This is a genomic window from Achromobacter anxifer, assembly GCF_903652925.1.
Taxonomy (GTDB): Bacteria; Pseudomonadota; Gammaproteobacteria; order Burkholderiales; family Burkholderiaceae_B; genus Achromobacter; species Achromobacter anxifer.
This window is the reverse complement of sequence record NZ_CAHLAR010000001.1, coordinates 168,256-181,298: the sequence shown is the minus strand read 5'-3', so window position 1 is coordinate 181,298 and position 13,043 is coordinate 168,256. Positions and strand designations below refer to the sequence as shown.

Sequence of the window (13,043 nt, the reverse complement as noted above, 5' to 3'; positions counted from 1 at the left end):
AGTCCTCTCGATTACGTCTTTTTTCTCGCCGCAGCCGGCCGCCATCATGTCCGCTGAAACACCCGCCGTTTCCGTCGTCACCAACGCCCAGCGCCTCGTCGCCAAAGTCGGCTCGTCGCTGGTCACCAACGAAGGCCGAGGCCTGGACCGCGCCGCCGTGGCGCACTGGGCCGCGCAGATCGCCGCCCTGCACAAGCAGGGCAAGCAGGTCGTGCTGGTTTCCAGCGGCGCCATCGCGGAAGGCATGGCGCGCCTGGGCTGGCGCAAGCGCCCGTCCGTGATGCACGAATTGCAGGCCGCCGCGGCCGTGGGCCAGATGGGCCTGTGCCAGGCCTATGAAGCCGCGTTCGCCGAGTACGGCCTGCGCACCGCCCAGATCCTGCTGACGCACGAAGACCTGGCGGACCGGCACCGCTACCTGAACGCGCGCAGCACGCTGTTCGCGCTGCTGCGCCTGGGCGTGGTGCCCATCGTGAATGAAAACGACACGGTCGTGACCGACGAAATCCGGCTGGGCGACAACGACACGCTGGGTGCGCTGGTCACCAACCTGATCGAAGCCGACACGCTGATCATCCTGACGGACCAGCGCGGCCTGTACGACTCGGATCCCCGCAAGAATCCCGACGCCAAGTTCATGTCGCACGCCCAGGCCGGCGACCCCGCGCTGGAAGCCATGGCTGGCGGCGCCGGCAGCGGCATCGGCACCGGCGGCATGCTGACCAAAGTGCTGGCGGCCAAGCGCGCGGCGCATAGCGGCGCGCACACCGTCATCGCCTCTGGCCGCGAACGCAACGTGCTCACGCGCCTGGCCCAGGGCGAATGCATAGGCAGCGAATTGCGCGCCGTGCTGCCGGTCTGGTCCGCGCGCAAGCAGTGGCTGGCCGATCACCTGCGGCTGCGCGGACGCGTAATGCTGGACGACGGCGCCGTGCAGGCGCTGCTGCGCGAAGGCAAGAGCCTGCTGCCCATCGGGGTGACCGAGGTCGAGGGCGAGTTCGGCCGCGGCGACGTGGTCGCTTGCGTCGACGGCCAAGGGCGCGAGTGCGCCCGCGGCCTGATCAACTACTCATCGGCCGACACCCGCCGCATCCTGCGCCAACCTTCGTCGCAGATCGCGCGCATCCTGGGCAGCATGACCGAACCCGAGCTCATGCATCGGGATAATCTGGTCGTTCTCTGAACCCCTGCCCGCCCTCGGTCATCAGGATGTAGCCCCAGCCGCGCACCGCGAGCACGGGCAATTCGATGTTGAGGCGGCGCGCCTTGCTGCGCAGCCGCGACAACAGCACATCCACGCGCCGCGCTCCCTCGCGCGAGTCGTGCCCGCCGGCAGGGAAAAAGCTCTCGCGCCGCAGGCAGTAGCCCGGCGCGTTCAATAAGCGGACAAAAAAAGCGCGCTCCGTCGCCGTCAGTGGCAAATATTCCCCCGCCGGCCCCGCCAACGCGCCGGCATGCGGATCGACTCGCCAGGGCAAGGCGGCGGCGGGCGCGCGCCGGCACAGATTGCGCAGCAAGGCATCCCATTCCAGCGCCTCCATGCCGTCAGGCATGCAGACATCCGCGCCAGCGTCCAGCGCGGCTATGCGTTCGGACGCGCCGACGCCAGGCGACTGCCAGACCACCGTCGCGGCCGGCGCCAAGCGGCGCAGCATGGCGATGAGGTCCGGCACGCCCCGGCTGGCGCCACACAGCGCCAGGACATCCGCGCGCTCGGTCTGCAGGTGTTCCAGCAACTGCGCGGACGAATCGAATAGACGGACTTGCCAACGCAACAGGCGCAAGGCGCCGGCGAAATCCTCGCCCGCCGCTTCGGCAAGCTGTACGACGAAGACGCTGCCCCGTTGCTCCATATTGTCATCCTTGATAAATATCACTTAAGTAATATTTATAACTACCAAAGAGCATGATCAGCAAGCTTCAATCGCCGTGTGAAAACATTCTCAGACCGACTGAAGCATGCGCGCCTCTTGCGTGGCCACACGCAGAAAGCGCTCGCCCGTCTGGGGCGCATCTCGCAAAGCGCCATCGGCAGCTATGAAAGCGGGCTGCGGCACTCCAGCCGCTCGGCCCGCAAGCTGGCGCAGGTCCTGAAGGTCGAGGTCGAATGGCTGGAGACCGGCAAAGGCCCCATGGAACTGCCCGTGGAAGGCTACGACCTCAGCAACACCTTGCCTACCCCCGGCGTGGCGGAACCCGTGCCGCGCCCCGGCGCCCGGCCGCGCCCGCTGGCGCCCTGGCCCTTCCCCAATATCTCGCCTTCGCAGTTCGAATCGCTCACGGCCGACGACCGCCTGGTACTCGAATCGATCACCCTGGCCTACATCGAAAAAACCGTCCAGGTCCGCCGCGGCGCCAAGACGCGCGGCCGCAAGCCGGGCTGAGCGTGGCACTTTTCGCGTAGGCGCAACGTCTCGCTGAAGAAGCGCAGCCACAGGCCTGCGCTTCTACCTGTCCTGGCCCGACACTTCCGGCATTTCGCGACGCCAAGTCGTCGTGGCTGCAATCCGCGCGCCTCCCTCGCAACCCTGTCCCGACGCGCCAGTCTGTGACGAAAACCGCACGGTGGGCCACATCGCCCCCAGCAGGGCGCGTACATTCATCAACGCCCTCGCAGCGCTACTCTCAGCGGCTGCTTCATGTTAATTATGACTACGCCACTGGCGTATAATCCGATCATGGTTTTCGTAGAAACCAGCGTCTTTACCAGGCAAATCACTTCCCTGCTGACGGATGACGGCTATCGAGACTTGCAGCAAATGCTGCTGGAAGATCCAGCGTGCGGCAATGTGATCCCTGGTGGCGGAGGAATACGGAAGGTGCGCTACGCACGTCCAGGAACAGGCAAAAGTGGCGGGCTGCGGGTGATCTACTACTAGATCACGGATGACGACCAGCTCTTGATGCTGTTGGCCTATGCCAAGAGCGTGCGAGACGATTTGACTCAGGCAGAACTTGCGCAGTTGCGGGCGTTGGTAAAGGATCTATGACATGGACGAGCAATTGTTTGCCGATCTGAAGACGAGCCTCAAGGAGGCAGCGGCAATTCGCAAAGGCCGGGCGTCTCCATCACGAGTGACGACGCTTGATCCCTTGGACGTGAAGCGGGTGCGAGAGCAGACCAAGCTGTCCCAGGCGGAGTTCGCAGCTGCCTTGCACGTCAGCGTCCGCACGCTGCAAAACTGGGAACAGAAACGACGGGTACCTACGGGGCCCGCTGCCGCTTTGCTGAAAGTCGTCGCCAATGCGCCTGAAATGGCGCTGCGTGCACTGCATCGCTAGGCCTGTTGCGAGTCGAGGTTACGGTCCGCTCGCCCAAGAAAAAAAGCCCGGCATCGCCGGGCTTTTTGATTGCCTGAGCGGATCAGGGCTTGGCAGCAGGAGCCGGAGCAGCTCCGCCCGCGGGCGGCACGCCGGCGTCGCCGCGGATCTTGGCGGCGATCTCCGAGGCGGCCTGGGCCGACTGCACGCCGAAGGCCAGCACGCCGCGGTTCAGCGGTTCGGCGATGAGCGGAGCGGCAACCAGTTCCTGGTCGATCACCAGCGCCAGCATGTTGCCGACGTTCTTGGTGCTGACGTCATTCAGCTTGCGGGCGCCGGCTTCCGAGAAACGCAGGCCCACGAAGTTTTTGCCCTGGCGGTCCACCAGCGCGGCGGCGTCGGTCAGGTCGGCGCGGGTCAGGACCGGCATGGTCTGCATGTAGAGCTTGCCGTCAGGCAGGCCGATTTCGCGCAGGCCAGGAGCGGGCTGCTTTTGCGCCAGGTAGAAGTCCACCGACGCGGCAGCGGCGGGCGTCGTGGCGGCCGGCTGGCCGGTCTGCGGCGTGGTGGTGTCGCCGGACGTCTTGGTCGGGGCGGTCTTGCAACCCGCTAGCGCCAACGTCACAACAACCAGGGCGGGCGCCAATTTGCGTATGGTCAGTTGCATGCTCGATTCCTTCTCAAGTGGACTAAGACCAGGCCATGTGTCTCCATGCCCGGCACTGGGAAAAGTGTACCGAAGCTGAATGACGGTGTCGCCCCAGTCTGAATCCAAATGTAATCCAGTAATACCAGCTTGCGTCTGCACCGGCTGACGCGGCGCAGCAGCCGGGCGATTCGTCGGAACGCGCGCCAGCCTCTATACTTCGCTTTCGCGCAGGGGTACTCGTCCCGCCTTTCCGGCCGGACGTGTTGAGAGAGTCCCTTCGTACCAGTACGGATAATGCCGATGCTGGGAGCCGTATTTCCGCCAGGTGCGTTCGCGCGCGCGGCGGAGATTCCTTCCCGATCGGCTCCAACCACTCGCTTGGAGCTTTCCATGAACGCAAATCCCAAATTCCTGGCCGCCACCGCAGAAGTGGACTCGGCCGCCGTCGCGCCGTTGCCCAAATCGCGCAAGGTGTACCAGACCGGCTCGCGGCCCGACATCCGCGTGCCGTTCCGCGAAATCGAGCAGGCCGACACGCCCACCATGTTCGGCGGCGAGAAGAACCCGCCGCTCACGGTCTACGACTGCAGCGGCCCCTACACCGATCCCGACGCCAGGATCGACATCCGCCGCGGCCTGCCCGAACTGCGCCGCGCCTGGATCGAAGAGCGCGGCGACACCGAACTGCTGGCCGGCCCGACCAGCGACTACGGCAAGGAACGCCTGACTGATCCCAAGCTGACGGCCATGCGCTTCGACCTGCAGCGGCCGCCGCGCCGCGCCAAGTCGGGCGCCAACGTGTCCCAGATGCACTACGCCCGCCGCGGCATCATCACGCCGGAAATGGAATTCGTGGCGATCCGCGAAAACCTGCGCCGCGAGCAGTACCTGGAGACGCTGCGCGCCAGCGGACCCGACGGCGAAAAAATGGTCAAGCGCCTGCTGCGCCAGCATCCGGGCCAGTCCTTCGGCGCCGCCATCCCCTCTTCCATCACGCCGGAATTCGTGCGCGACGAGATCGCCCGCGGCCGCGCCATCATCCCCGCCAACATCAACCACCCGGAAGTGGAACCGATGGCCATCGGCCGCAATTTCCTGGTGAAGATCAACGCCAATATCGGCAACTCGGCGGTCAGCTCCGGCATCGGCGAGGAAGTGGAAAAGATGACCTGGGCGATCCGCTGGGGCGGCGACACGGTCATGGACCTGTCCACCGGCAAGCACATCCACGAAACGCGCGAATGGATCATCCGCAATTCGCCCGTGCCCATCGGCACCGTGCCGATCTACCAGGCCCTGGAGAAGGTAGACGGCAAGGCCGAGGAACTGACCTGGGAGATCTTCCGCGACACGCTGATCGAGCAGGCCGAACAAGGCGTGGACTACTTCACGATCCACGCGGGCGTGCGCCTGCCGTTCATCCCGATGACGGCCGACCGCATGACCGGCATCGTCTCGCGCGGCGGCTCGATCATGGCGAAGTGGTGTCTGGCGCATCACAAGGAGAGCTTCCTGTACGAGCGCTTCGAGGAAATCTGCGAAATCATGAAGGCCTACGACGTCAGCTTCTCGCTGGGCGACGGCCTGCGCCCGGGTTCGGGCTATGACGCCAACGACGAGGCGCAATTCGCCGAACTGAAGACGCTGGGCGAACTGACGCAAGTGGCGTGGAAGCATGACGTGCAGGTGATGATCGAAGGCCCGGGCCATGTGCCGATGCAGATGATCAAGGAAAACATGGAGCTGCAGCTGGAACACTGCCACGAGGCGCCGTTCTACACGCTGGGCCCCCTGACCACCGACATCGCCCCCGGCTACGACCACATCACCTCGGGCATCGGCGCCGCGCTGATCGGCTGGTACGGCACGGCGATGCTCTGTTATGTGACGCCCAAGGAACACCTGGGACTGCCGAACAAGAAGGACGTGAAGGACGGCATCATCACGTACAAGATCGCGGCCCACGCGGCGGACCTGGCCAAGGGCCACCCGGGCGCGGCGATCCGCGACAACGCGCTGTCGAAGGCACGCTTCGAGTTCCGCTGGGATGATCAGTTCAACCTGGGGCTGGATCCCGATACCGCCAAGGAATTCCACGACGAGACGCTGCCGAAGGATTCGATGAAGGTGGCGCACTTCTGCTCGATGTGCGGGCCGCATTTCTGCTCGATGAAGATCACGCAGGACGTGCGGGATTATGCGGCGGCGCAGGGGGTTAGCGAGAAGGATGCGTTGCAGAAGGGGATGGAGGAGAAGTCTGTGGAGTTCGTTAAGAAAGGGGCCGAGGTTTATCATCGGCAGTGATTTTTTTTCTTGCTTGTGACGGGTTTGAGTTCTTAAGACGCCCGTCACGTCGGGGGCCCGCGAGGCGCGGGTCAACGATTGCGGCCCGGAGCCTTCGCTCCGGGCTTCCCCTTCGTCATCCTCGTCACCGCCTTCGGCGGTTCCTTCGGATTCCCTCGGGCTTATCGACTCCCCGCGCCTCGCGGGCCCCCGACGCGACGGACTCGGTTGATTGAATCTTCGCGGATGCCGGGACGAACTGTGTGCTTGGCGTTCTTGCCACCGGTGGGGGTGGGCGAGGATCTTGCGGGGCCCGCCCCCGGCCGGCCGCGCGGGCGGCCTTTGGGGGCTTACGCGGTGTCTGGCGTCGACCGATGCCGCTGCGCGCTGGTGACGAACGCGTCGGATGGGTTAAGTGCGTACAGTGCTGCCCCTAAGCTACGGCGCATATCGCACGCGACCCACCATCAAAGCGTTCGCACCATGATGGGAAGCTGAAAATTTGTCATTTCAACTCCGCTGCCGGATGGGCGGCGCGCGCGAGAGGATCAGCACGCGCAAGCGTCTGTCCATCGCGCGCCGCCCATCACCGCCCCCCAAAAAACGAGGCGACAACCACTAGCAAACCACCCGCCGCATTCGCGCAAGCGCACGCGTCACGACGCACGCAACGACGTATGCTCATTACGGCCGCCCGGGCGGCCGCAATGAGCGGGCCCCGCAAGACTCGCCACTGAACACGGTCCTAGCAACGCAACAGACCAAGACGCAAGTAGCACGTCGGCGCAGGCGGCATGGCGGCGAGCAACCTCGATGCGCCCGAGGGAATCTGAAGGAACCGCCGAAGGCGGTGACGAAGATGACGACGGGGGAGTCCGGAGCGAAGGCTCCGGACCGCAATCGTGGGCGCTCGCCGCCATGCCGCCTGCGCCGACGTGCGGCCTACGAAGCTTCGCTCATACACCGAAGAGCAAACCACGACGCTCCGCTCAAAGCCGCCCAAAAGAAACTACAGCAACTTCCCAGGATTCATAATCCCCGCCGGATCCAACACACCCTTGATTTCCCGCATCAACCGCAACTCCAGCGCATCCTTGCTATGCAGGAAATGATCCCGCTTCAGCTGCCCGATCCCATGCTCGGCAGAAATGCTTCCGCCATAACGGTTCACCTCGTCCAGCACCGCATCCGTGATCGCCGCCCCATGCACCGCCACCCAGTCGCGGTCCGCGCCGGCCGGGCGGGACAGGTTGTAGTGCAGGTTGCCGTCGCCGAAGTGGCCGAAGATGAAGGGGCGGATGTCCGGGTACAGCGCGCGCACGCGGGCCTCGGCCGATTCCATGAAGTCGGGGATGCGTTCGATCGGCAGCGACACGTCGTGCTTCAGGTGCGGGCCGTCGGCGCGCTGCGCTTCGGAGATTTCCTCGCGCAGTTTCCACAGCGCCTGCAACTGCGCCAGCGACGCCGACACTGCCGCGTCCAGGCACAGGCCGCGTTCCAGCGCCGCGCCGATCACGTTTTCCACCAGGCCGTTCAGCGCGGCCTCGTCTGCGGTGTCCGCCAGTTCCACCAGCACATAGGCCGGATAGCGCTGGTCGAAGGGTTCCTGCACGCCCGCGGCGTGCGCCAGCACCAGGTCCAGGCAATCGCCCGAGAAGTATTCGAAGGCCTGCAGGCGCGCGCCGCACTGTTCGAACAGGATCTCGAACAGTTGCAGGGCCTGCGCCGGCGACTCGACCGCGGCCAGCACCACCGAACGCACGTCGGTGCGGGGGAACAGGCGCAGCGCGACAGCGGTGATGACGCCGAGCGTGCCTTCGGAGCCAATCAGCAATTGCTTGAGGTCGTAGCCGGTGTTGTCTTTGCGCAGGGTGCGCAGGCCGTGGAAGATCTCGCCCGTGGGCAGCACCGCCTCCAGGCCCAGCACCAGCTCGCGCGCCATGCCGTAGCGCACCACGTTCACGCCGCCGGCGTTGGTGGCGACGTTGCCGCCGATCTGGCTGGAATCTTCCGCCGCCAGGCTCAGCGGCAGCAGACGGCCGGCGTCCTGCGCGGCGCGGCGCAGATTGCCCAGGATCGCGCCCGCTTCGGCCACCATGGTGTTGGCGATGGTGTCGATGGAGCGCACGGCGTTCATGCGGTCCAGGCTCAGCACCACGTTGCCAGCGGCGCCGTCAGGCGTGGCGCCGCCGCACAGGCCGGTATTGCCGCCTCGCGGCACCACCGGCACGCCAGCCTCCTGGCATAGCGCCAGGCAGGTGGCGACCTCGGCGGTCGTGCGCGGGCGCACCACGGCTTGCGCGTTGCCCTTGTACAGGCCGCGCCAGTCGGAGAGCCAGGGCGCGATGTCCGCCTCGGCGGTGATGACGGTGTCGGGGCCCAGGGCCTGGACCAGGCGTTGCGTGAAGTCGGATGCGCTCATGATGTCTGCCTTGCGGCGGTGGAGAGTAGATCGAGTTGCAGGCGGCTGGCCGCCTGCTGCAAATGGCGGGTGGCGGCCAGCCTGGCCGCGGCGGGATCGCGCGCGCGGATGGCCTCGAACACGGCTACGTGTTCCTGGTGCACGACTGCCGTCAGGCCTTCCTGGAGGCGGCTGTTGCTGCGCGCGGTGCTGACGGCCAGCCTGAGTTGCAGGTTCAGGTACTGCAGCAGGTCCTGGTAGCAGCTGTTGTGCGTGGCTGCGGCAATGGCGCGATGGAACGCGATGTCGTGCTCGACGCCCTGCTCCGGGTCTTCCAGGTGCGATTCCAGTTCGGCCAGCGCGCGGGCCATGGCGGCCAGGTCAGCCTCGTCGCGCCGTTGCGCGGCCAGCGCCGCCGCGCCGCCTTCCAGTTCCATGCGCAATTCATACACGCCGGCCAACTGCTTGCGGTCCACGGCGATGCCGGCCGACAGCTGGAAGCCCTGCGCGCCCGTGCGCGACAGCACGGTGCTGCCGGAACCCTGGCGGCTCTGAATCAGGCCCTGGGCCCGCAGGCGCTCGGTGGCTTCGCGGATGACCGCGGCGCTGACGCCGTACTGCTCGGCCAGGACGCGGCCTGCGGGCAGTTTGGCGCCCACGGGATAGGCGCCGCCAGCGATGTCGGCGGCGATCTGGCGGGCGACCTGTTCGGTCAGGGTGAGGCTCTTGGTCAGCATGGCGCGATTATAGACAGACTTCTCAGGTTATCTGATAACTTTTTAGGAGGGAATCCTCAAAATCGGTCTACCTGCTCAGGTGGCCTCGGTCTGCCCTGATCCGCTTCAATCAGCTTCAGTTAAGCGCAGCGGATTTCACTCCACCCGCGCGCCAGCCACCTGCCCGCCTCAAGCCACCGCGGGCTCGCCGTCAGGCACTTCTTTCTCGATGCTCTCCATCCCCGCCACGGCGCAGCAGCGGCCGCCTTGCGCCTTGGCGCGGTACAGGGCGGCGTCGGCGGAATGCAGCGCCGCATCCGGGCTGCGATTGGCGCCCGACACGATGGAGATGCCGATGGACAGGCCGACGCTGACGCGCGTGCCGTCGGCCAGCGTGATCGGTTGCGAGGCGTCGTGCAGCAGATGCTCACCCAGCCGCAAGGCGGCCGTGGCGTCGATACCCGTAACCAGGACGATGAATTCGTCGCCGCCGATGCGCGCCGCCACGTCGTCCACCCGCAGCATGGAGCGCATGCGCTGGGCGGTGGTGATGAGCACTTTGTCGCCCGCAGCGTGGCCGTAGGTGTCGTTGATGAGCTTGAAGCCATCCATGTCCATGTATAGCAGCGCGGCGGAACTGTCCTGGCCGCGCGCGCTGGCGCACACGCGCTCCAGCGCGGCTTGCAGGCCGGCCCGATTGGCCAGGCCAGTCAGCGCGTCTTCGCTGGCACGGCGTTCGCTGTCGCGCTCCGCCAGCATGGTGGACACCAGGATGCGGTTGAGCCGGTGCGAGGCGATGCTCATGCTGACCAGGTAGAACGGGATCTGGATGAATACGATGGCCGTGACGTATTCGCCGGTGAAGGCCGCGCCCAGGCACATGGGCCCCAGGCTCAGGAAGATCATGGCGCCAACCAGCCGCGGCGCGCCGTAGTTGCGGAAGCAGATGCCGCCCGCCATGGCGCCGCAGGACACGCCGGCCAGCGTCGCCGCCAGCCAGTCGCCGTTGATGAAGGTGACGAAGACACCGTAGCCCACGCTGAACGCCCACAGCAGCGCCAGCAGGATATAGATGTCGGTATGGGTGTTGCCGCCCTTGGGCGCGGCGCGCAACGCGGACCGCAGGATCAGGACGCGCACGACCGCCAGCAGCACTTCCATCGCCAGCCACGACAGATACAGCGGTTCCGGCCGGCGCCAGGCCACCACGCCGGCGATCATGAGGGTATTGATGACCCCGCCGGCAAAAATGGGGAGCGTGCCGAACAGGCTGGCGATCAGGGCCGAACGGATGTCCGCCGGTGTATCGTGCCCGGAATGCGTCAGCCAGCGCGTGAGGCGCCATTTGGGTAAGCTGAACTTTAGTGCTGTATCCACGCGGTCACGTCCCAGGCCATCTACCTGATTTCAGGTAGGCTGGCTGGCGTTATAGCAGGTATTTCAGGCCTTATATATTGGCCGCGGGGCCAATCGGACGGGCCGGATCAGTGGCCGCGGTGGCCGCAAACCGCGCATTCGGGGTCGCGCTGGACGTTGACGCTGCGCCATTGCATGGTGCGCACGTCCAGCCACAACAGGCGACCTGACAGGCTTTCGCCCACGCCGGAAAGCAGCTTGAGCGCTTCGGCGGCCTGCATGCTGCCGATGATGCCGACGACCGGCGCGAACACGCCCATCGTGGCGCAATTGGCTTGCTCCACGTCGTCGGCTTCCGGAAACAGGCAGTGGTAGCAGGGCGCGTTGTCGTCGCGCAGGTCGTAGACGCTGACCTGGCCATCGAAGCGGATCGCGGCGCCCGACACCAGCGGCTTGCGGTGCTGCACGCAAGCGCGGTTGATGGCATGGCGGGTGGCAAAGTTGTCGGTGCAGTCCAGCACCAGGTCCGCCTGCACGACCGCGTCGGACAGGGCCTGGCCTTCCAGCCGTTCGACGCGGGCATGGACCCGGGTCTGCGGATTGAAGGCCGCCAGCATGTCGCGTCCAGACTCGGCCTTGTGGCGGCCGACGCTGGCGGTGGTGTGCAAGATCTGGCGTTGGAGGTTACTCAGCTCGACGACGTCGTCGTCGGCCAGGGTGATGTCGCCCACGCCGGCGGTGGCCAGGTAGAGCGCGGCGGGGGAACCCAGTCCGCCCGCCCCCACGATGAGCACACGCGCCGCCAGCAGTTTTTCCTGCCCTTCTATTCCAAGCTCGTCGAGCAGGATGTGGCGGGCGTAGCGCAGCAGTTGCTCGTCGTTCATTTGTCCTTGCTGGGCTCGACTCCGGTCGGCGTGATCTTCATGCGCTGGGGCGTGCCGCCGCCGGCCTTGGAGTCAGCCTTGGCCTGGGCGCGGGCCGAGCCCTTCTGCACCGGCTTGCCGGCCAGCACGTTCAGGGCCTGTTGCAGCTGGAAGTCGTCCTTGCCGCCGAACTCGAAGACCTTGGCCGGCAGCTCGGCGTTATCGTCGCCGGCGCTGGACTTCACTTCGTTGGCGGTCTGCTGGTTGGACAGGTGACGCTGCAGATCGGCTTCGCGCGGCAGGCGGAACAGGTCGCCGTCGGCCGTGTCGGCAACGACGTAGTCAGGTTCGATGCCGGTGGCCTGGATGGAGCGGCCGCTGGGCGTGAAGTAGCGCGACGTGGTGAGCTTGACCGCGGTGGTTTCGGACAGCGGCAGGATCACCTGCACCGAGCCCTTGCCGAAGGTGCGGTTACCCAGGACCTTGGCGCGCTTGTGGTCCTGCAGCGCGCCGGCCACGATCTCGGAAGCCGAAGCGGAACCGACGTTCACCAGCACGACCATCGGCACCGTCTTGGTCCAGGCAGGCAGGCCGGCCAGGTAGTTGCTTTCGCCGCGGGCGTATTCCGACGGCGTGGCCAGGTACTTGTGGCGGGCGTCGGGCGTGCGGCCGTCGGTGGTCACCACCACGGAGTCGGCAGGCAGGAACGCGCCGGACACGCCGATGGCGCTGGTCAGCAGGCCGCCCGGGTCATTGCGCAGGTCCAGCACCAGGCCCTTGGGAGCTTCCTTGGCGCCCAGGTCCTTCAGTTGCTTGGCCAGGTCCGAACCGGTCTTTTCCTGGAACTGGGCGACGCGCACGTAGCCGATGCCGTTGTCCAGCATCTTGCTGCGCACACTGCGCACCTTGATGATGTCGCGCACGATCTTCAGCACGATGGGCTGCGGGCGATCAGCGCGCATGATGGTCAGCGTGATCGGCGACTTGGGCGCGCCGCGCATGAGCTTGACCGCGTCGTTGAGCGTCATGCCCTTGGTGGGCGTGTCGTCGATCTTGATGATGAGGTCGCCGGCCATCACCCCAGCGCGCGCGGCGGGCGTGTCTTCGATCGGCGAGATCACCTTCACGAAGCCGTCTTCCGCGCCGACCTCGATGCCCAGGCCGCCGAACTCGCCCTGCGTGGCCGTCTGCATTTCGCGGAAGGCGTCGGCGTCCAGGTAGGCGGAGTGGGGATCCAGGTTCGACACCATGCCGGAGATGGCATTGTCGATCAGGGTCTTGTCGTCGACGGCTTCGACGTAGTTGTTCTTGATGGCGGCGAACACGTTGCTCAGCTGCCTGAGCTCGTCCAGTGGCAAGGGACTGCCGCGCTGCGCGACCGCGGTCACGCCTACGCTGAGCAACACACCAGCCACCGCACCGATGGCAATCAGACCGAAACCGCGAAACTTACGAGTGCCCATGCACACTTCCCGAATTTTGTTTTCGCCGATGGGTTTGGTAATTACCAACGA

Annotated in this window: 12 protein-coding genes; 5 read left to right on the top strand and 7 right to left on the bottom strand. The window is 66.0% G+C overall.

All coding sequences use genetic code 11. The features are described 5' to 3' along the window. Window positions 1–46: 46 nt before the first annotated feature. The gene (gene proB, locus HWY37_RS00880) at window positions 47–1,183 is read left to right on the top strand and encodes a glutamate 5-kinase (RefSeq protein WP_175207013.1); all 1,137 of its coding nucleotides are present in this window, start codon (window positions 47–49) and stop codon (window positions 1,181–1,183) included. Here proB and HWY37_RS00875 read toward each other — a convergent pair. Next, a complete protein-coding gene (locus tag HWY37_RS00875; RefSeq protein ID WP_246302154.1) occupies window positions 1,152–1,784 on the bottom strand; it encodes a response regulator transcription factor in 633 nt (210 codons plus the stop codon). The genes proB and HWY37_RS00875 overlap by 32 nt on opposite strands. Before the next feature lie 147 nt (window positions 1,785–1,931). Here HWY37_RS00875 and HWY37_RS00870 point away from each other — a divergent pair, with 147 nt between their 5' ends. The 3 genes from HWY37_RS00870 to nadS all read left to right on the top strand — a co-directional run bounded on the left by HWY37_RS00870 (window position 1,932) and on the right by nadS (window position 3,282). After that, window positions 1,932–2,384: a helix-turn-helix domain-containing protein gene (locus HWY37_RS00870; RefSeq protein ID WP_175207011.1), complete on the top strand. Its 453-nt coding sequence runs from the start codon at window positions 1,932–1,934 to the stop codon at window positions 2,382–2,384. Between the two features lie 294 nt (window positions 2,385–2,678). Beyond that, window positions 2,679–2,879, top strand: coding sequence for a type II toxin-antitoxin system RelE/ParE family toxin (locus tag HWY37_RS34855; RefSeq protein WP_246302153.1), 201 nt, complete (start codon window positions 2,679–2,681; stop codon window positions 2,877–2,879). A gap of 112 nt (window positions 2,880–2,991) precedes the next feature. Further along, window positions 2,992–3,282, top strand: a complete 291-nt coding sequence (gene nadS, locus HWY37_RS00860) for a NadS family protein (protein ID WP_175207010.1) — start codon at window positions 2,992–2,994, stop codon at window positions 3,280–3,282. 82 nt (window positions 3,283–3,364) lie between these two features. On the opposite strand, the gene HWY37_RS00855 is transcribed toward nadS, so the two are convergent. Then, window positions 3,365–3,928 carry a SecDF P1 head subdomain-containing protein gene (locus HWY37_RS00855; RefSeq protein WP_176087616.1) on the bottom strand — a complete coding sequence of 188 codons (564 nt, stop codon included), beginning with the start codon at window positions 3,926–3,928 and terminating at the stop codon, window positions 3,365–3,367. 372 nt (window positions 3,929–4,300) lie between these two features. Here HWY37_RS00855 and thiC point away from each other — a divergent pair, with 372 nt between their 5' ends. Next, window positions 4,301–6,214, top strand: a complete 1,914-nt coding sequence (thiC, locus tag HWY37_RS00850; protein WP_176087615.1) for a phosphomethylpyrimidine synthase ThiC — start codon at window positions 4,301–4,303, stop codon at window positions 6,212–6,214. 988 nt (window positions 6,215–7,202) lie between these two features. Here thiC and HWY37_RS00845 read toward each other — a convergent pair. The 5 genes from HWY37_RS00845 to HWY37_RS00825 all read right to left on the bottom strand — a co-directional run bounded on the left by HWY37_RS00845 (window position 7,203) and on the right by HWY37_RS00825 (window position 12,992). Continuing rightward, the gene (locus HWY37_RS00845) at window positions 7,203–8,615 is read right to left on the bottom strand and encodes an FAD-binding oxidoreductase (RefSeq protein WP_175207007.1); all 1,413 of its coding nucleotides are present in this window, start codon (window positions 8,613–8,615) and stop codon (window positions 7,203–7,205) included. Beyond that, window positions 8,612–9,331 (bottom strand): FadR/GntR family transcriptional regulator, encoded by a 720-nt coding sequence (locus tag HWY37_RS00840; protein ID WP_176087614.1) that lies wholly within the window; start codon window positions 9,329–9,331, stop codon window positions 8,612–8,614. The genes HWY37_RS00845 and HWY37_RS00840 overlap by 4 nt, the downstream gene beginning before the upstream one ends. A gap of 168 nt (window positions 9,332–9,499) precedes the next feature. Continuing rightward, the gene (locus tag HWY37_RS00835; protein ID WP_176087613.1) at window positions 9,500–10,687 is read right to left on the bottom strand and encodes a GGDEF domain-containing protein; all 1,188 of its coding nucleotides are present in this window, start codon (window positions 10,685–10,687) and stop codon (window positions 9,500–9,502) included. Between the two features lie 107 nt (window positions 10,688–10,794). Beyond that, window positions 10,795–11,550 carry a HesA/MoeB/ThiF family protein gene (locus HWY37_RS00830; protein WP_175207004.1) on the bottom strand — a complete coding sequence of 252 codons (756 nt, stop codon included), beginning with the start codon at window positions 11,548–11,550 and terminating at the stop codon, window positions 10,795–10,797. After that, on the bottom strand, window positions 11,547–12,992 hold the full coding sequence (locus HWY37_RS00825; protein ID WP_175207003.1) for a S41 family peptidase: 1,446 nt from the start codon (window positions 12,990–12,992) through the stop codon (window positions 11,547–11,549). The genes HWY37_RS00830 and HWY37_RS00825 overlap by 4 nt, the downstream gene beginning before the upstream one ends. Window positions 12,993–13,043: the final 51 nt, after the last annotated feature.

What these genes read in the sequence shown, in the direction of transcription:
- nadS (WP_175207010.1), top strand. Translation starts at nt 2,992, where the DNA reads ATGGACGAGCAATTGTTTGCCGATCTGAAGACGAGCCTCAAGGAGGCA.
- HWY37_RS00845 (WP_175207007.1), bottom strand. Translation starts at nt 8,615, where the DNA reads ATGAGCGCATCCGACTTCACGCAACGCCTGGTCCAGGCCCTGGGCCCC.
- HWY37_RS34855 (WP_246302153.1), top strand. Translation starts at nt 2,679, where the DNA reads ATGGTTTTCGTAGAAACCAGCGTCTTTACCAGGCAAATCACTTCCCTG.
- HWY37_RS00830 (WP_175207004.1), bottom strand. Translation starts at nt 11,550, where the DNA reads ATGAACGACGAGCAACTGCTGCGCTACGCCCGCCACATCCTGCTCGAC.
- proB (WP_175207013.1), top strand. Translation starts at nt 47, where the DNA reads ATGTCCGCTGAAACACCCGCCGTTTCCGTCGTCACCAACGCCCAGCGC.
- thiC (WP_176087615.1), top strand. Translation starts at nt 4,301, where the DNA reads ATGAACGCAAATCCCAAATTCCTGGCCGCCACCGCAGAAGTGGACTCG.
- HWY37_RS00840 (WP_176087614.1), bottom strand. Translation starts at nt 9,331, where the DNA reads ATGCTGACCAAGAGCCTCACCCTGACCGAACAGGTCGCCCGCCAGATC.
- HWY37_RS00825 (WP_175207003.1), bottom strand. Translation starts at nt 12,992, where the DNA reads ATGGGCACTCGTAAGTTTCGCGGTTTCGGTCTGATTGCCATCGGTGCG.
- HWY37_RS00855 (WP_176087616.1), bottom strand. Translation starts at nt 3,928, where the DNA reads ATGCAACTGACCATACGCAAATTGGCGCCCGCCCTGGTTGTTGTGACG.